We start from the raw sequence: 17,375 nt of genomic DNA on the forward strand, positions 1-17,375 counted from the left end.
CTGGTCACCTAAGTGACCAGCCGCCGTCGTGAGTTTTTGTACAGCCAATGCCCCTAAGAACGCGTCTTAAGGGCATTAGCTGTACGAAAACTCCTAGTCGGCCTTGACCGCAAGGACCGGGCAGTCCGCCTCCAGGAGGATGCGCTGGGAGACGCTGCCCATGATGAGCTTGCCCACCGGGCTGCGGCGGCGAAGGCCGATGACGATCAGGCCGGCGTCGTGCTCCTCGGCAGCATCCAGTACCTCGGCCGCTGCGTCATGGCCGCGGATGGGTTGCTTGATGATGTGCTGGATGCCGTGTTCGGCCAGCCTGTCCTCGATGCTCTGTATTTCCGGCTCCTGGGCGAAACGGTTATCCACCAGGGCATCGCCCTTGGACGAGTTGATGACCAGCAGTGTGTCGTTGCTCTTCTTGGCCTCGGCGATCGCCTGCGTCAACGCAGCTTCGCCCTCTGGTGTGGGGACGTATCCCACCACGATGGTCATGGTTTCTCCTGTTTGTGCTGGACCGGGGTGGTCTCGTGGTGGATTGATTCGGGCTCTGCATGGCTGTTCGGACCTGACGGTACGGTGAGCACTGGCGCCGGACGGTTCCGCCGGATGAGCTTGAACACCAGCGGCCAGGCCAGGATGATGCCGATGATGACGTAAATTCCGACGGCGATCGGCTCGCTGAAGAGCCCTGCCGGGTCACCGGCGCTGAGCTGAAGGGTTTTGCGGAGCTGGCCTTCCAAACGCGGGCCCAGAATCACACCGAGGATCAGCGGCAGGACGGGGAGTCCGAACCGGCGCATCATGAAGCCCAACGCGCCCAGGACCAGCAGGATCACCAGGTCGAACGCCTGGAGGTTCACGGAGTAGGCACCCAACGTGGCGAAGAACAGGATGCCTGCGTACAGGTACGGTCGGGGCAGTTGCAGCAACTTGGCCCACATCGGCGCCAGGGGCAGGTTGATCAGGAGGAGCAACAGGTTGCCGATGAAGAGGCTCGCGATCAGTGCCCACACCAGCGGTCCCTGGCTTGAGAAGAGCTGGGGGCCGGGCTGGATGCCGTAGGACGTGAACGCTGCGAGCATCACCGCGGCCGTGGCATTGGTCGGAAGGCCGAGCGCCAGCATGGGGGTGAGGGTGCCGGCAGCAGCAGCGTTGTTCGCCGCTTCCGGACCTGCCACGCCTTCGATGGCTCCGTGGCCGAACTCTTCAGGGTGCTTGCTGAGGCGCTTTTCGGTGACGTAGGAGAGGAAGGTGGGGATCTCGGCACCGCCGGCGGGCAAGGCCCCAAAGGGGAAACCGAAGACGGTACCGCGAAGCCACGGCTTCCAGGAACGCTGCCAGTCCTTCTTGCCCATCCACGGACGGCCGACGGGAATGATGTGCAACGGGTTGCGGCGCAAATGGGCGGCTACCCAGAGTGCCTCGCCCACGGCGAAGATGGCCACGGCCACCACAACAATGTCCAGTCCGTCAGACAACAGCGGAATGCCGAACGTGAGGCGGCTTTGACCGGTCACAGAATCCAGGCCCACCAGGCCGATAGCCAAACCGAGGCCCAAGGAGGCGAAACCACGAAGTCGTGACTTGCCCAGAACGGCAGTGACGGCCAGGAGCGCGAGCATCATGATGGCGAAGTAGCTGGGGGAGCCGAGGCTGACGGCGAACTTCACGACGATCGGTGCGCAGACGGCAAGGAGGGTGGTGCCGATGGTGCCCGCCACGAACGAGCCGATGGCCGCCGTCGCGAGCGCTTGGGCGGCGCGGCCCGCCTTGGCCATCTTGTTGCCTTCGATTGCCGTCACCACCGACGACGATTCACCGGGGGTGTTGAGCAGGATGGACGTGGTGGACCCGCCGTACATGCCGCCGTAGTAGATACCGGCGAACATGATGAACGCGCTGGTGGGCTCGAGGGCATAAGTGACGGGGAGGAGCAGTGCCACGGTCATGGCCGGGCCCAGCCCGGGGAGGACGCCGACGGCGGTGCCCAGGATGACGCCGATCATGGCGTACATCAGGTTCATGGGAGTCAGGGCGGTGGAGAAACCGTCCATCAAGGAGGACCAGACGTCCATCAGAGGATTCCTTCCAGGAGCCCGGCCGGCAAAGCAATGCCGAGGCCGAGGTAGAAGCCGTAGAAGGTGAGCAGGGAAAGTGCCACGGAGATGATTCCGTCGCGGATGTACCGGCGGCTGCCAAGGGCAAGGACGCTGCCCCAGAACAGGATGGTGCCTGAGATGACCCAGCCGGCCCAGTCGATGAGCAGGATGTTCAACAGAAACGCGCCGGCGAGCGGAAGGATGGTCTTCCAGTCCGCAGGGTGGGTCAGGTCCACATCTTCGCCTTCTTCGGCTTCGCCCTTGCCGCCGCGGAGAACGTTGATGGCAAGCATCACGGCGCAGACGAGGAGCATTCCGGCAACGATGAAGGGGACCGTTTTGGGACCCACCGGATCCGATTTCGAGTACGGGGTTACCAGGCCGTTGGCATCCAGGAAGACAAGGACGCCGACCACGCCGAGCAGGAGGGCGACCCCCAGCTCGGCGCGGCCTTTCAAGCCTGTTGCTGGAGAGCTCACGCCAAACCAAGCTTGGTGAGTACGTCTGCCACCCGCTTGTCCTGGTCAGTCAGGAAGGTCTTGAACTCGTCGCCAGTGACAAAGGCGTCGGTCCAGCTGTGCGTCTTCAACGCTTGCTTCCACCCCTCAGATGCGTGCATCTTCTCCAGTGCGGCGATCAGCGACTTCTTGTCGGCGTCGCTGATGCCCGGAGGGGCCACGATGCCGCGCCAGTTGCTGAACACGAGGTCGATGTTGGATTCCTTGAGCGTCGGGGCATCCACGCCGTCAAGCCGCTTCTCGCCACTGGTGGCCAGGACCCGGACTTCACCGGACTTGATCTGCTCCAGGTACTCACCGGCACCGGATGCGGCAAACCCCAGCTTGTTGCCGAGGATGGCGGGGAGGAGATCGCCGCCGCCGTCGTAGGAGACAAAGTTGACCTTGGTAGCGTCGATGCCGACAGCACCGGCAAGCTGCATCGGCAGGAGGTGGTCCGGTCCACCGGGGGAGGACCCTCCACCTACGGAGATGGACGCCGGGTTGGCCTTCCAGGCTTTCACGAGGTCGTCGATGGTCTTGTAGGGGGAGTCCTTGCTGACCATGATGGCCCCGGGCTCTTCAATGAGCTTGGCCAAGGGGGTGGTATCCGTCAGCTTCGACTGGGACTTGTTGGTGTAGCTGGCGCCGACGACGCCCAGGCCCATCAGCATGGCGAGGTCGCCGTTGCCCTTCTCATTCACCACGCGTGCCAGGCCCACAGTGCCGCCAGCACCCGCAAGATTGAAGACCTCGGTGTTGTTGGCGATTTTTTCGTCGTCCAGCACCTTGGCCGCTGCCCGGGCGGTGGTGTCGTAGCCGCCACCGGGAGTGTTCGGAACCATGATCTGGAGGCCGGTGATGGGGCCGGCGGCAGCGCCGGAGCTTTCAGAACTTGTGGAGCTCTTGCCCGTGGCACCGCAACCGGTGGCCATCAGGGCGAGGCCGGCGGCGACGGCGGCGACTCGCAATGCGCGGATCTGGCGCATGGTGTTCCTCTTCTCAGTGTTGAGTTCTGTGCAGGGCGATCAACGTTGTGCCCTGTGCATTGATGCTAGGGGCGGGTGTGACGGTGGTTACTCTTGTGTTCGCAGTGATCTTTAAGTTCATTGCGTTCACGGTGGTGGAAGGTCCCCTGCGGCTCTGGGGTATAGTTCCGGTACGCCACGCGGAGCGCCCCCAGCATGCTCCACTCTCTGGCACCACCAAAGGAAATTCAGTGACTCGACTGGCTCGAAGAAGAGGCATGTCCCTTGCCGGGCAGTACCTTGTGCTGCAGTTGCTGATTGTCCTTGCCGTCCTGGTGGCGGTGGTGGCCATCTCGCTGGCACAGTCTGCCGCCGCCTTTGAACGCACCGAGGGCCGCAGGGCACTGTCCGCTGCCGAGGCCCTGGGCAACAACCCCACGGTACGCGCCTTGCTCCCCACCGCCGAGCCGCGCGGCGGTTCGGCGCTTCCCGCCGTCGCCGAATCCGTGAGGACAGTATCGGGTTCAGCGCATGTGGCCCTGGCAAAACTGGACGGAACCGTCATCACGGCCTCGGACCCTGGGTTGATTGGCCGGCCCTTGCCGCTGGGTGAGAGCAGGGTAATGGAAGGACGGGCCTGGACGGGCGTCCTCAAGGGAAGCACCGGGGAAGTCCTCTCCGCCCATGTGCCGGTGATTGACGACGCCGGAGAAGTGATCGGCATAGCCTCGATCAGCCGCAACTACCCTTCCGCTTTGGAAAGACTGGGCGACGCCGTCCCCAACCTCCTCACCTACCTCGGCGTGGCCAGTGTCCTGGGAGTTGCTGGGTCCCTGCTCCTGTCCCGGCGGGTGAAACGGCAGACCCTCGGCATGGAACCACGGGAAATCACCGGGCTGGTGGAGAACCGGGAAGCCATGCTGCAAGGCCTGAAAGAAGGCGTGGTGGCATTGGATCCCCACGAACGGATCACCGTCGCCAACCAGAGTGCCCGCCAATTGCTCGGATTGCCCGACGACTGCGTTGGTAAGAAGCTGCGAACCTTGCCTGTAGATCCGGCACTGAAGGTGGTGCTGACCCGCGAACAGTCGGATCCTGACCAGCTGGTGCTGGTCGGCGAACGGCTGGTGGTGATGAACCGCGTGGCCCTCCATTCACGCGGGCGGGACATCGGTTCGGTGACCACCCTGCGGGACCGCACCGAGTTGTCCTCCCTCGAGAGCGAACTCGGTGCCACCCGCACAGTCACCGATACCTTGCGCGCGCAGGCCCACGAGTTCGCCAACCAACTCCACGTCATCTCCGGCCTGATCCAGATCGGCGAGTACGATTCCGTGGTGCAGTTCGTCAACGGCGCCACGGTTGAACGCACTCGGCTCAACGACGACGTGACCCGCCGGATCGAGGACCCGGCGCTCGCCGCCCTGCTGATCGCGAAGGCCAGCCTGGCCACTGAACGCGGCGTCGAGCTGAAGCTGGATCCGCAGTCCGCGCTTCCGCGCGTCAACGATGAACTTTCGCGGGACATCACCACAGTGGTCGGCAACCTGGTGGATAACGCGTTCGACGCCGTCACCGGCCTTCCGGGGGCATCGGTCCGCGTGCTGGTGGTGGACTCGCCTGACGACGTGGTGGTGACCGTCCAGGACAACGGGCCCGGAGTGCCTTCTGAATCTGCTGAGGATATCTTCCAGCAGGGCTATTCCACCAAGGAACCGGGACCCGGAGATGCCAGGGGCTTCGGCCTTGCGCTGTCCCGGGTTATCTGCCGGCGCAGCGGTGGCGACCTGACGGTGGCAAACGATCCCGGTGCGGTGTTCACCGCGCGATTCAGCAAGCACAGTACGGAAATGAGCAAAGGGGCAATACGACAGTGATCAAGGTCCTGATTGTCGATGATGACTTCATGGTGGCCAAGGTTCATGCCGGCTTCATCCAGCGGAGCCCCGGGTTCGGGGTGGTGGGCGTTGCCCATACAGGCGCCCAGGCATTGGCAGAAACACAGCGGCTGCAGCCCGATCTTGTGCTGCTGGATATCCATCTCCCGGACATCAACGGGCTGGAGCTCATGCATCAACTGCGCAATGTCGCCCCGGACCTGGACGTGTTGGTGATCAGTGCTGCGCGCGAGGTGGAGACGGTGCGCAAAGCCCTTCGCGGCGGGATTGTCCATTACCTGATCAAGCCGTTCTCCCAGTCCGATCTCCAGGAGCGGTTGGAGCATTACCTCAGCGCGTATCAAGGTTTGGATGCCTCGAAACGCCAGGCCGAGCAGTCCGATGTCAACAAGGTTTTCGGCCTGAGCGTCTCAGAGCGCTCGCTGCCCAAGGGGTGCAGTGTGGAGACACTGGAACTGGTCGAGTCCGCGTTGAAATCAGCGCCGGGTGACCTTTCCGCAGCGGAGGTCGCCGAACAGTTGGGTACCTCCCGGGTCAGTGCCCGCCGCTACCTGGAGTACCTCCATGACGAAGGCGCGCTGGACGTGAGACTTAAGTACGGCGTCGGGCGTCCCGAGAGGCGGTACGTGCTCAAGGGGCGCTGACCCCCACCGTCTTCAGGTAGCTCCGGATCCCGTCCACCACGAGCTGATGATCCTCGTCGGAGCTCAGACCGGACACCGTCACAGCCCCGATCACCCCTGCACCACGCACGCGGAGAGGGAAGGATCCACCCGCCAACGTGTAGTCCTCGTGGGCCAGCCAACCTCCACCCACCGGGCTGTGGCCCCGGGCCGCGAATTCCTCGGAAAGCAAAGCGGTGCTGTGCTCAAAACGCAGCACGGAAGCGGATTTCCGGCGGATCCACTCTTCCTGGTCGGACGTAGCACCGGGCAGGACGCAGCGGAAGAGCACGATGTTGTGCCGGCGGATGTCGATGGCCACACCAAACTCCGAAGCGATGGCATGGTTGGCGATCAACGAACCGAGCCGCCAAGCGTCGTGGTGGTCAAACGAAGCGAAGACCAGCTCTTCTTCTTGCCGGCGGAGTTCAGTGAGGCGCGGGGATTCAGTCATTGTCATCTCCCGACCGGAGAGAGTCTTCCGAGACAGCGTCCGCCTCGTAGCGCAGCCCGATCTGTCGCCTTATTTCATCCATGGCTGCCATGATGGCCACGCTCTCGCCTGGGGGCAAGATGGTTCCCGCGGCGGAACCTTCGCGGACCAGGCGTTCCAATTCCGCGGCTTGGTATTGCATTCCCCGGCTGTTCACTGGCTGCTCGTACCGCTCCACAACGCCGCCATCCACTGCGTGAACCGTGAATGGAACGGGGTTGTACCAAGTGTGCTCGATGTCGATCCACCCCTCGGTGCCGATCACCAGGGCACGGTTGGCGCTGGCCGCGTCCAGTTCGCAATCCACCAAAGCCTGCGCACCGCCGTCGTAATCGAAAATCGCCGCCGTTTGGCGGTCAACTCCGGTGGCGGTCATTGACGCGCTGGCGTGGATGGCGGACGGTGCGCCCAGGATGTCGAACGCGAAGGAGATGGGGTAGATACCAAGGTCCAGCAGCGCGCCGCCGCCCAGGGCGGGATCGTTGAGGCGGTGCGCGGGATCTTTGGGCAGGCTCTGGTTGTGGCTGGCGATGACTTTCCGGACCTCGCCGATGGTCCCGGCGGCGATGATTTCGCGGATCTTGACCATGTGGGGAAGGAAACGCGTCCACATGGCTTCCAGCGCGACGAGCCCTTTGGAAGCAGCGAGGTCAACGATTTCCTGGGCTTCGCGGGCATTCATCGTGAACGACTTCTCCACCAGCACGTGCTTGCCCGCGTTGAGCGCCAGGAGCGCGTTGGCGCGGTGCATGGGGTGTGGCGTGGCGATGTAGACCACGTCCACCAGGGGGTCTGCCACCAGCTCTTCATAGCTGCCGTGCGCCGCGGCCACCGCATACTCTTCCGCGAAGGCCCGGCTGGTGTCCAAGGAACGCGAACCAACGGCCTGCACAGTGAATCCGTTGTCCTTCAGGTCCCGCGTTTGCAGTCCGGCGATGAATCCGGTGCCGAGGATCCCCCAACGGATGGTGCCCTCGGATGTCCCATTGCTAAGCGTCACGTGGTTGGTCCTTTGCCGGATCGGTAACGGGGTACGCCACAAACGCAAAGCACGCGGAATCCGGCGACCAGCTGTTGACGTTGAGGGTACCCTGACCGCCGGAAAGTGGCCACGTCCTGAGCGGGGCGGCCCAGTTTTCGGTCGAAACAAGCACGACGTCGACGGGCAAGTCGGCGGGGTGGCCTACGGTCCCGCGGGGGAACCGGAGGTAACTGGCATAGCGACCGTCGGGGGAAAGATGGGGGAACCAGTCAACTGACTCGGACTGGAGCAGCTGCTCGAAACCGCTGCCGTCCGGGCGGATCCGGGCGAGTTGTGCGTGGCCCTTGGCCGTGCTGAAGGATTCGGAGTTCAGGTACAGCCAATCACCGTCGGGAGAGTACTCCGGCCCGTCGCAGTGGCCGGGACCGACGTCGATGGGGGCGGCAGCACCGCCGTCGGACGCCATGACCATGAGGCGACCGGGCCGCGTAAAGTCACCGGCTTCGATGCCCACGTAGGCGAGTTCTTTGCCGTCCGGGCTTACGCCATGGAGGAAGTGGAGGGCGCCGTCGTCCTTGGTGATGCGCTCCGCCCTGCCGCCCTTGAGCGGTGCGCGGTAGATGTGGCCGTCGTTGGCGGAGAGGAAGATGTCGTCGCCACCGGGATCGAGGACGTGGTCATTGTTGAGGTCCGGGATGCCCGTGAGCTGGATTTCCGTCAGCTCGGCGGAATGCGCGTCCAGCTTCCAGAGCCTTCCGTCCCCGTTCAGGATCAGGGACTGACCGTCCAGGGTCCAGTTGGGGGCTTCAAGAAGGATATCCCCGGTGCTGTAAAGGAGTTCGCTGCGGCTGGAGACCGACGCGATCCGCACCTCGCAGCGCTGTCCCGTTTGCAAGGTGCGGATCACGTGTGTGTCCTTAGTCTTTGCTGCTGAAGGCGGCGTCGAAACTGGTCTGGGAGGCGGGGAAGTCGAACTTCTTCAGCGCGGCGAGGGCTTCGGGGGCGCCGTGGAGGCGGTCCATGCCGGCGTCTTCCCATTCGACGGAGATGGGTCCGTTGTAGCCAATGGCGGTGAGTGCACGGAAGGAGGCTTCCCAGGGCACGTCGCCGCGTCCGGCGGAGACGAAGTCCCAGCCGCGGCGGGGATCGCCCCAGGCCAGGTGCGAGCCGAGAACCGTGTTGCGACCGGTCTGGCGGACCTTGGTGTCCTTGCAGTCCACGTGGTAAATCCGGTCCTTGAAGTCCCAAATGAAGGAGACGGGATCGATGCCCTGCCACATCATGTGGGAGGGGTCCCAGTTCAGGCCGAAGGCTTCGCGGTGGCCGATAGCCTCAAGCGTGCGGACCGTGGTCCAGTAGTCGTAGGCAATCTCGCTCGGGTGGACTTCGTGGGCGAAGCGGACCCCGCATTCGTCGAAGACGTCCAGGATGGGGTTCCAGCGGTCGGCGAAGTCCTGGTAGCCGGCTTCGATGACCTTCTCGGGGACCGGCGGGAACATGGCCACGTACTGCCAGATCGAGGAACCGGTGAACCCGACAACGGTGTCCACGCCGAGCGCCTTGGCAAGGCGGGCAGTGTGCTTCATTTCCTCGGCGGCGCGCTGGCGGACGCCTTCGGGGTCGCCGTCGCCCCACACTTTGGAACCGACGATTGCTTCATGGCGGAAGTCGATCGGGTCATCACAGACGGCCTGGCCCTTGAGGTGGTTGGAGATGGCCCAGACTTTGAGGTTGTACTTCTCCAAAACGGCAAGCTTGGACTCGACATAGCCGGGCTCGTCCCAGCGCCAGGCGTCCAGGTGGTCTCCGGAGACGGCGATTTCCAGGCCGTCGTAGCCCCAGCCCGAGGCGAGCTTGGCGACTTCCTCGAACGGGAGGTCGGCCCACTGGCCGGTGAACAGGGTGTACGGGCGGGGCATGGTCAGGCTCCTTCGATAGCGGTGTTGATTGGCTTGGGGGACAGTTGGATCAGTGAGCTTTTGGCGGCCGCCGACTCTTCGACGGCGGCCAGGATGTGCTGGACGTTCAGGCCCTCCTCGAACGACGGCGACGGCTGGCTTCCGTCGCGGATGGCGGTCAGGAAGTCGCGGATCTGGTGCGTGAAGGTGTGTTCCCAGCCGATGATGTGCCCTTGCGGCCACCATGCTTCAAGGTACGGGTGCCCGGGCTCGTTGACCAGGATCCGGCGGAAGCCCTGCTCCCGCACCGGAACTGTCGAGTCCAGGAAGCCGAGCTCGTTCAACGCCTCGAGGTCGAAGAGGATGGTGCCCTTGTCGCCGTAGATCTCGAGGGTGAGGGAGTTCTTCCGGCCGGTGGCCACGCGGCTGACTTCCACTGAGGCGATTGCTCCGGAGGCGAGGGTCAGCGTGGCCCAAGCGGCGTCGTCGACCGTTACTTCTTCCAGCCCCGCGTCGCCAGGGCGACGGTCAACGAAGGTCTGCAGGCGGCCCGAGACCTCGGTGACGGCATCGCCGAGGAGGTAGAGGACCTGGTCGATGGCGTGCGAGGCGATGTCGCCCAACGCGCCGGAGCCCGCGGTTTCCTTCCGGAGCCGCCAGGTCATGGGGGATTCTGCGTCGGAGAGCCAGTCCTGCAGGTAGGCGGCGCGGATATGGCGCACGGTGCCGAGGCGACCCTCGGCAATCAACTCGCGGGCAAGGGCGAGGGCGGGAACCCGGCGGTAGTTGAAGCCGATCATGGACTGGACGCCACGTTTGCGGGCTTTGGCAGCGGCGGCGGTCATGAGCTCTGCTTCACCCAGTGTGTTGGCCAGCGGCTTCTCCACCAGGACATGTTTGCCGGCCTCAAGGGCGGCGATGGCGATCTCGGCGTGCATCCAACCGGGTGCGCAGATATCGATGATGTCGATGTCCTCGCGCTCGACGACTTCACGCCAGTCGGTGGCCGATTCGGACCATCCGTACTTGGCGGCGGCTTCGGCCACCTGGCTGGCGTCCCGGCCCACGAGCACTTTCTGCTCGAAGGCCGGGACGTCGAAGAAACTGGCCACGTTCCGCCACGCATTCGAATGGGCCTTCCCCATAAAGGCGTAACCGATGGCGGCCACGCCCAGGGGGCGGTCTGTGCTGTCCTTCGACAGTGCGGGCGTCTGCGCCGTGTTCATTGTGATGCTCCTAAATAAGGGTCCGGTGGACAGTGCCCGGAGGCGTGATGTGCTCGGCAGCTACTTGACTGCGCCCGCTGAAAGGCCGGCGACAAGGTGCCTCTGGACGAGGATGAATCCGATGAGGACCGGCAGGCTGACTACCACGGAGGCGGCCATGAGCTGGTTCCAGAACACATCCGATTCGCTGGCATAAGCCTTCAAGCCAAGGGACAGAGTCTTGGTGGACTCATTGGTAAGGACCGAGGCAAACAGCACTTCACCCCACGCCGAGATGAATGAGTAGACCGCCACAGCGATGATTCCCGGCTTGGCGACCGGGAGGATGACGCGGAAGAGTGCGCCCATGCGTCCCGTGCCGTCAATCATGGAGGCTTCCTCCAACTCCTTGGGAATGGATGCGAAGTACCCGCTCAGCATCCAGATGGCGAACGGCAACGTGAACGTCATGTAGGTGATGATCAGGCCGAGGTAGGAACCCTGCAGCTGAAGGCCGGTGATGTTCCGGATCTGGGTGAAGATCAGGTAGAGCGGCAGCAGGAACAGGATGCCCGGGAACATCTGGGTGGACAGGACTGTAAGGCTGAATATGCGCTTGCCCTTGAACGGCAACCTTGCGATCGCGTACGCGGCCAGAACAGCGACCGTTACGGAGCACGCCGTGGCAGCAATGGTGATGATGAGGCTGTTCTGGAAGTACTTTGCCAACGGAACCGTGGTCCAGATATCAAAATAGGGAGCCAGGGTGATTTCGCGCGGAATCCACTGGAACAGTCCGGCGACGTCCTTCAACGGCTTGATCGATGTCGAAACCACCACGAAGAGCGGTACTGCGACCCAGATGGAGAGGATGGTCAGGACCACGTTCCTCAGGATCCGGAAGTTGCGGGTCTCAATCATTGTCGGCTCCCTTTGGCAGCACCATGCGGATGTAGAAGACAGAAGCGATGAACAGGGCGATCAGCAGGAGAACACTCATTGCTCCGCCGAGGCCGAAGTTCCAGCTGCCAAATGAGTTTTGGTAGATCAAGGGGGAAATGAGGGTGGCTTCCTTGGGGGAAGTGGCACCGAACAGGACGAAAGGAATGTTGAACTGGTTGAACGTCCACAGGGACATCACCATCAACAGCACTCCGTTGGCCGGGCGGACCATGGGCAGGGTAATGGTCCGGAACTGCTGCCACAGGGTGGCGCCGTCAATGGCTGCTGCCTCGTAGACATCGTTCGGAACGTTCTGCAGTGCCGCCATCAGCATGAGGAAAGCGAAAGGCCACAGCTGCCAGACATTGACTACCACCATGGCTCCGAACGAGTTCTCGCCAAGGAGCCAGAAGGGGCGGTGGTCACCGAACAGATGAAGGGTGTCCACCAGGATCTGGTTAACCGCACCGTCGCGCTGGTTGAACATGAAGGCCCACGCGATGGTTCCGACGTAGGCGGGAAGTGCGTATGGAACCAGGAAGAAGGTCCGCAGGAGGGCGCGGCCCTTGAAGTTCGAGGAAAGGAAGACGGCTCCGGCCATGCCCAGTACCCAAGAAAAGCCCACCACGAGGATGGTGTAAAGCAGGGTGCGGCCGACCGTGCTGAAGAAGGCCTGCCCGATGGTGCTCTCCGGGTTGAGGCCGTTGATGAAGTTCTGCAGGCCCACGAACGGGGCGTTGAGCCAGTTGGTGAGGTTGAGCTGCGTCAGGGAAATGAACGCGATCCACACACCCAGGAGCATGGGGCCGATGTGGATGAGGAGTTCGAGGATGGCGGCCGGAGCGATCAGGCCGTAGGGAAGGAAGGACCGGCGCCGTTTGCGGATCGGCGTCGAAGGGGTGGGCCCGTCGGGCTCAGGATGGGCGGCCGTTGTGCTGCCCGCAGCGGCTTTTCCGCTGTCCAGCGCTGAATGTGACATGGAAACTCCTTTGCCGGAGTGGAGACGCCACAAGCTGTGGCGCCTCCACCCTCAGGGCATGGTTACTGGGCCGCGGCCATCTGGTTATTGGCGTCCTTGAGAGCCGCCTTGATGTCGTCTTCGGAAACAGTTCCGGTTGCTGCCTTGGCAAAGAGGTTCTTGATCGCAGTACCCGTCAGGGTCTCCATCTGTCCTTCTTTGGCGATCAGCGGCATCGGCAGGGAGTGGTTGGACAAGGCTTCGTTCTTGGCCTTGACCTCTTCGGTCTGGAATGCAGCGTCCTTGGAAGCCGCGCTGACCACAGGCAGGGAAGAGTAGGCCTTGTTCAGGGCTACCTGCTCCTCGTCACTTGTCAGGAAGGCAGCGAGCTTGATGGCGTTTGCTTTGTTCTTGCTGTTCTTGAACACACTCAGGTTGATACCCGCCACGTGGCTCTGGGTGGCGCGGTCGCCCGTTGCATCGGCGGTCATCATCGGGATGGCGGCAACGCCCCAGTCCTTGAAGTCACGTGCTGCGAAGTTCTTCAAGGGGCTCTGGTCAAACATCATGGCTGCCTTGCCGTTGATGAGGTTGTCCACCTTCTGGCTGCCTTGGCTCAGCTCGGCGTCGGAGGGCGACATCACCTTGTCCACAGCCATCAGGTCAACGAACTGCTTGACGCCCTGGACCTGGGGATCGCTGTCGAACGTCGGCTTGCCGTCCTTGTCAAAGAGCGTGCCGCCGTTCTGGAGGCCCCGGACAAACGCCTGGTGCGAGTTGGCCGAAACTGAAGCTCCGGCTGCGGTGAAGCCCCACTGGTCCGGCTTGCCGTCGCCGTCGACGTCCTTGGTCAACTTCTTGGCGTCGGCCACGAACTCGTCCCAGGTGACCGGCGCCTTTTCAATGCCGGCTTCCTTGAACATCTTGGTGTTGTAGTACAGGTTGTAGGCCAAGCCATACAGGGGGACCGACGTCGGCGTCTTGCCTTCGGCGCCACCTGTTGACCAGCTGGTCTGCAGGAAGCGGTCCTTGCCGCCAACGGCGTTGAGGAGTTCGCCTTCCACGGGCTCAAAGGCTCCCGTTTCCTGCAGCGTCACAGCCCAGGTGTTGCCGATGTTCAATACGTCGGGACCGTCCCCACTGGTTACTGCTGTAAGAATGCGGTTGTAGAGGTCGGTCCAGCCGATGACTTCCAGCTTGACCTTGACGCCTGTCTTCTCGGTGAAGCGGTCAAGGGTGGGCTTCAACTTGGCCGCGGTGTCGTCAAGGCTGTTGCCCTGGTCGGAGGCCCAGTACGTGATGGTGTCGCTGGAGGCCTGCGGAGTATCGCCTCCACCGCAGCCGCTCATGCTCAGGGCCAGGGCGGCGGTGGCGGCGAATGCCGAAAGGACTTTCAGGGGGTTCTTCATTATTGCTCCGATTTCTCGTCGTCGAGCTGGGGCTATGTTGATTGGGGCTGGTGCTTGCTGTTGATCAGGCGGAGAGAGTTGCTGCGGTGGGGTCCCAGTCCTCGGGGAGGGCGGGAACCTTGTCAGCGGAGCTTTCGACATCCACGAAGGCCCGGTTGTCGATCGACTCCGCGATGGAGGCCATCGTGTCCAGGACGTGGAAGGCCAACTCGCCCTGTGCACGGTGCGGACGGCCTTCGCGGATGGCGCGTGCCATTTCAAGGACGCCGGCGCCCCGGCTCGCGGTTGAGCCCACTGACGGAACGGTGGTCCAATCGTCGGAACCCAGCGCGCAGATCCTGATGTCGCCGTCGAACATGTTGGGGTCCGGAAGCGCGATGGTGGCGTCCGTTCCCGTGATTTCGACAAACCCTGCCCGCTTGAGCGGCGAATCGAAGCTGAAGATGCTCTGCGCGGACTCGCCACCTTCGAACTCAAGGATGGAGCTGACGTGCGTGGGAACGGTGACGTCGAAGACTTCGCCTGCCTTGGGGCCGGAACCAATGACCCGGGTCTCGCGGGACTTCGAACCGAAAGCGGCAACCCGGCGGATGCTGCCAAAGGTCTGAACCAGCGTGGTCAGGTAGTACGGGCCGATGTCGAACAGCGGCCCGGCGCCGTCCTGGAAGAGGAAGGCGGGGTTGGGGTGCCAGGACTCAGGACCTGGGGACTGCATAAGCGTCAGGGCGGTCAGCGGGGTGCCGATGTCTCCGCGCTCGATCATGCGGCGGGCCGTCTGGAGCCCGGCGCCGAGGAAGGTGTCCGGCGCGCATCCCAGGCGTACACCTGCAGCATCAGCGACCTTAAGCAGGCCAAGTCCGCTTTCGCGGTCCAGGGAGAAGGGCTTCTCGCTCCAGACGTGTTTTCCGGCGTTGACCGCTTGGGTAGCTACTTCAACGTGGGCGGCCGGAATGGTAAGGTTGACGACGATTTCGACGTCGGGGTCGCTCAGGACGGCGTCCACCCCGCCGTGCTTTGCAATCCCGTACTCAGCAGCGCGCGCGGCTGCCGCTTCTTCGAACAGGTCGCCAATGGCTACTACTTTGACGTCCGGGAAGCTGGTGAGGTTATCCAGGTACTGCTTGCTGATGACACCGGCGCCGATAATGCCGATTCCGACCGGGCCGGAACCCACCGGGCCGAAGGATGCTCCTGTTGCGTGGCTCATGCGTTGACCTTTCCAGCGCTGAGGTAGTTGTAGCTGTCGCGGACGGCTTCGAACATGTCGCCCTCGAAGTCGTCAAGCTCGACGACGCCGGCCTCCAGCGAACCTGCTGCGTCAAGAACCTCCCAGACGGGCATCTTGCCGTCGCCCACAGCCAACTGCTGGGAGGGATCCGAGGTGACCGGGCCGTCCTTGATGTGGATGAACTTCACCCGGTCACCGAGGCGAGCCAGGAGTTCAGCCGGGTTCTGGCCACCAACGGCTGCCCAGTAGGTGTCGAGCTCCAGAACGACCTCAGGTGCCAAGTGGTCGGCGAGGTGCTCGATGGCGGTTTTCCCGTCAATGACCGACTCAACTTCCCACCAGTGGTTGTGGTAGCCGACGCGGACGCCGTACTCCGCACCCTTGGCGGCAGCTGCGTTGAGCTGGTTGGCGGTTTCTTTGATGTCTTCGATGCTGTTCCAGCGCTCAATGGGAACGTGCGGGTCGATGACAGTGCCGATGCCCAACTGCTGTGCAGCGGCGAAGATTGCGTCCTGGTCATCACTCAGCAAGGGAGCGTGGCCGGAGGGGGCGGTGAGGTTGTTCTCTGCCAATGCCTGCTTCAGCTCAGCGGCCTTGGCCACAAAGCGGTACGGCTCCACCATCGTGAAACCAATTTCTGCCAAACGCTGGATGGTTCCAGCAAGATCCTCTTCCAAGGCCTTTCGGACCGTGTAGAGCTGGATCGAATATGACACTGTCTCTCCTCGTCATTGTGGGTGAGTGCGGATCGGCCGGGGTGATAACCACCATCTGCGGTCGTGATGTGCTGCTCATCACAACCTAGGGGGACTTTTGACGGCGGTCAAGCAAAAGTTGAAATATGGCCGACAAACTTTTATTGCATGACACGCATAAGCAATCGTGCTTCACTAAGTGCATGACTCCAGCACCCGCGAACGACGCCGGAAACGCCCCGGTCTTAGAGGCCGGCAATTTGTCGCGCGCTGGTGATCTCTTCCAACTTCTCCGCGACGGCCAGGCCCGGACCCGCGCCGAGCTGGCCCTCACCACGGGATTGGCCCGCTCCACCGTCGCCTCCCGCATCGACGCCCTCATCAATTCCGGCCTGGTCGGCCCGGCCGGTGAGGCAAGCTCCAGTGGCGGCAGGCCGCCGTCGCGCTTTGCCTTCAACCCTGCCGCGCGGGTGGTACTGGCGGTCGACGTCGGAGCGACCCACATGATTGTTGCCGTCACTGACCTCGGCGGCAGCGTCCTTGCGGAGCGGCGGCTGAAGCAGGAAGTAGCCGACGGTCCCGAGGTGGTCCTGAACCGTGTGGTGTCCGCGGGCCGCGAGCTCCTGGCCGAAGCCGGTCGGGAGCCGGGCGACCTTGCGGGCATGGGCATCGGACTTCCGGGCCCCGTGGAACACGACACCGGGCGGCCCGTGAAGCCGCCGATCATGCCGGGATGGGACGGGTTCGACGTCGTCACTTACGTCCAGCGCTCGCTTCCTGTTCCCGTGTTGGTGGACAACGACGTCAACATCATGGCGCTGGGGGAGCGGACTGCGTTCTGGCCGGACCACGACAATTTCCTCTTCATCAAGGTGGCCACGGGCATTGGCGCGGGCATTATCAGCAGCGGGGAGTTGCAGCGCGGCGCCAACGGCACCGCCGGCGACCTCGGCCACGTCCGGGTTCCACGCGGAGACGACGTCCTTTGCCGCTGCGGCAACTACGGATGCCTTGAGGCGCTCGCGTCAGGTCCCGCCGTCGCGCACCAACTCCGAACGCAAGGGCTGGAAGCCAGCAACGGCGCCGATGTGCTGCGCCTGGTGGGCGCGGGAAATCTACAGGCCATCCAGGCGCTGCGGCAGGCGGGCCGCGACGTTGGGGACGTCCTGGCCACCGTGGTCAACCTGCTGAACCCCTCCATGATCATCATTGGCGGCAGTGTGGGAGAGGCTGGCGAGCACTTGGTGGCCGGCATCCGCGAGGTGGTCTACCGGCGTTCGCTGCCACTGGCAACCACGCATCTTCGCATCGGCATTTCGATGGCCGGGGACCGCTCCGCCATTCTGGGCGCCAGCCAGATGGTGACCCGGTACGTCCTCTCGCCCGCGGTGATCGAGGCCACGCTCCAAGCTACGGGTTGATCCTTCATGGATGCTGGTGGGGGCGC

At 63.4% G+C, this 17,375-nt stretch carries 17 protein-coding genes; 3 read left to right on the forward strand and 14 right to left on the reverse strand.

The window, feature by feature from the left end; translation table 11 throughout:
* Nucleotides 1–93: 93 nt before the first annotated feature.
* From ACFVSI_RS08125 to ACFVSI_RS08140, 4 genes are read right to left on the reverse strand one after another with little or no spacing between them, the layout of a single operon-like run.
* Nucleotides 94–486, reverse strand: coding sequence for a universal stress protein (locus ACFVSI_RS08125; RefSeq protein WP_387821749.1), 393 nt, complete (start codon nucleotides 484–486; stop codon nucleotides 94–96).
* Entirely contained in the window at nucleotides 483–2,069 is a 1,587-nt protein-coding gene (locus ACFVSI_RS08130; RefSeq protein ID WP_387821752.1) for a tripartite tricarboxylate transporter permease, read from the reverse strand. The genes ACFVSI_RS08125 and ACFVSI_RS08130 overlap by 4 nt, the downstream gene beginning before the upstream one ends.
* On the reverse strand, nucleotides 2,069–2,572 hold the full coding sequence (locus tag ACFVSI_RS08135; protein ID WP_387821754.1) for a tripartite tricarboxylate transporter TctB family protein: 504 nt from the start codon (nucleotides 2,570–2,572) through the stop codon (nucleotides 2,069–2,071). The genes ACFVSI_RS08130 and ACFVSI_RS08135 overlap by 1 nt, the downstream gene beginning before the upstream one ends.
* Nucleotides 2,569–3,579 (reverse strand): Bug family tripartite tricarboxylate transporter substrate binding protein, encoded by a 1,011-nt coding sequence (locus ACFVSI_RS08140; protein ID WP_387821756.1) that lies wholly within the window; start codon nucleotides 3,577–3,579, stop codon nucleotides 2,569–2,571. Before ACFVSI_RS08140 ends, ACFVSI_RS08135 begins: the two co-directional genes overlap by 4 nt.
* Before the next feature lie 257 nt (nucleotides 3,580–3,836).
* Here ACFVSI_RS08140 and ACFVSI_RS08145 point away from each other — a divergent pair, with 257 nt between their 5' ends.
* The gene (locus ACFVSI_RS08145) at nucleotides 3,837–5,435 is read left to right on the forward strand and encodes an ATP-binding protein (protein WP_387821758.1); all 1,599 of its coding nucleotides are present in this window, start codon (nucleotides 3,837–3,839) and stop codon (nucleotides 5,433–5,435) included.
* Entirely contained in the window at nucleotides 5,432–6,100 is a 669-nt protein-coding gene (locus ACFVSI_RS08150; protein WP_387821761.1) for a response regulator, read from the forward strand. Before ACFVSI_RS08145 ends, ACFVSI_RS08150 begins: the two co-directional genes overlap by 4 nt.
* Here ACFVSI_RS08150 and ACFVSI_RS08155 read toward each other — a convergent pair.
* The 10 genes from ACFVSI_RS08155 to ACFVSI_RS08200 form a co-directional block, all read right to left on the reverse strand.
* The gene (locus ACFVSI_RS08155) at nucleotides 6,087–6,572 is read right to left on the reverse strand and encodes a heme-degrading domain-containing protein (RefSeq protein WP_387821764.1); all 486 of its coding nucleotides are present in this window, start codon (nucleotides 6,570–6,572) and stop codon (nucleotides 6,087–6,089) included. The two genes, ACFVSI_RS08150 and ACFVSI_RS08155, sit on opposite strands and share 14 nt — an antisense overlap.
* Nucleotides 6,565–7,611, reverse strand: coding sequence for a Gfo/Idh/MocA family protein (locus tag ACFVSI_RS08160; RefSeq protein ID WP_387821767.1), 1,047 nt, complete (start codon nucleotides 7,609–7,611; stop codon nucleotides 6,565–6,567). The genes ACFVSI_RS08155 and ACFVSI_RS08160 overlap by 8 nt, the downstream gene beginning before the upstream one ends.
* Entirely contained in the window at nucleotides 7,601–8,500 is a 900-nt protein-coding gene (locus tag ACFVSI_RS08165) for a TolB family protein (protein ID WP_387821770.1), read from the reverse strand. Before ACFVSI_RS08165 ends, ACFVSI_RS08160 begins: the two co-directional genes overlap by 11 nt.
* A 10-nt stretch (nucleotides 8,501–8,510) precedes the next feature.
* On the reverse strand, nucleotides 8,511–9,512 hold the full coding sequence (locus ACFVSI_RS08170; protein WP_387821771.1) for a sugar phosphate isomerase/epimerase family protein: 1,002 nt from the start codon (nucleotides 9,510–9,512) through the stop codon (nucleotides 8,511–8,513).
* A 2-nt stretch (nucleotides 9,513–9,514) separates the two neighbouring features.
* Nucleotides 9,515–10,717, reverse strand: a complete 1,203-nt coding sequence (locus tag ACFVSI_RS08175; RefSeq protein ID WP_387821774.1) for a Gfo/Idh/MocA family protein — start codon at nucleotides 10,715–10,717, stop codon at nucleotides 9,515–9,517.
* Between the two features lie 60 nt (nucleotides 10,718–10,777).
* Nucleotides 10,778–11,617 carry a carbohydrate ABC transporter permease gene (locus ACFVSI_RS08180; protein ID WP_377547119.1) on the reverse strand — a complete coding sequence of 280 codons (840 nt, stop codon included), beginning with the start codon at nucleotides 11,615–11,617 and terminating at the stop codon, nucleotides 10,778–10,780.
* On the reverse strand, nucleotides 11,610–12,617 hold the full coding sequence (locus tag ACFVSI_RS08185) for a carbohydrate ABC transporter permease (RefSeq protein WP_144661484.1): 1,008 nt from the start codon (nucleotides 12,615–12,617) through the stop codon (nucleotides 11,610–11,612). Before ACFVSI_RS08185 ends, ACFVSI_RS08180 begins: the two co-directional genes overlap by 8 nt.
* 62 nt (nucleotides 12,618–12,679) lie before the next feature.
* Nucleotides 12,680–14,005 carry an ABC transporter substrate-binding protein gene (locus tag ACFVSI_RS08190; protein WP_387821779.1) on the reverse strand — a complete coding sequence of 442 codons (1,326 nt, stop codon included), beginning with the start codon at nucleotides 14,003–14,005 and terminating at the stop codon, nucleotides 12,680–12,682.
* 64 nt (nucleotides 14,006–14,069) lie between these two features.
* Complete coding sequence (locus ACFVSI_RS08195; protein WP_387821782.1) at nucleotides 14,070–15,212, reverse strand: Gfo/Idh/MocA family protein; 1,143 nt, start codon at nucleotides 15,210–15,212, stop codon at nucleotides 14,070–14,072.
* A complete protein-coding gene (locus tag ACFVSI_RS08200; protein WP_387821785.1) occupies nucleotides 15,209–15,949 on the reverse strand; it encodes a sugar phosphate isomerase/epimerase family protein in 741 nt (246 codons plus the stop codon). The genes ACFVSI_RS08195 and ACFVSI_RS08200 overlap by 4 nt, the downstream gene beginning before the upstream one ends.
* 182 nt (nucleotides 15,950–16,131) lie before the next feature.
* Between ACFVSI_RS08200 and ACFVSI_RS08205 the strand changes: the two genes are divergently transcribed.
* A complete protein-coding gene (locus tag ACFVSI_RS08205; RefSeq protein ID WP_387821788.1) occupies nucleotides 16,132–17,349 on the forward strand; it encodes an ROK family transcriptional regulator in 1,218 nt (405 codons plus the stop codon).
* Nucleotides 17,350–17,375: the final 26 nt, after the last annotated feature.

It is taken from the genome of Paenarthrobacter sp. NPDC057981, assembly GCF_042886835.1.
In the GTDB taxonomy this organism is placed as follows: domain Bacteria; phylum Actinomycetota; class Actinomycetes; order Actinomycetales; family Micrococcaceae; genus Arthrobacter.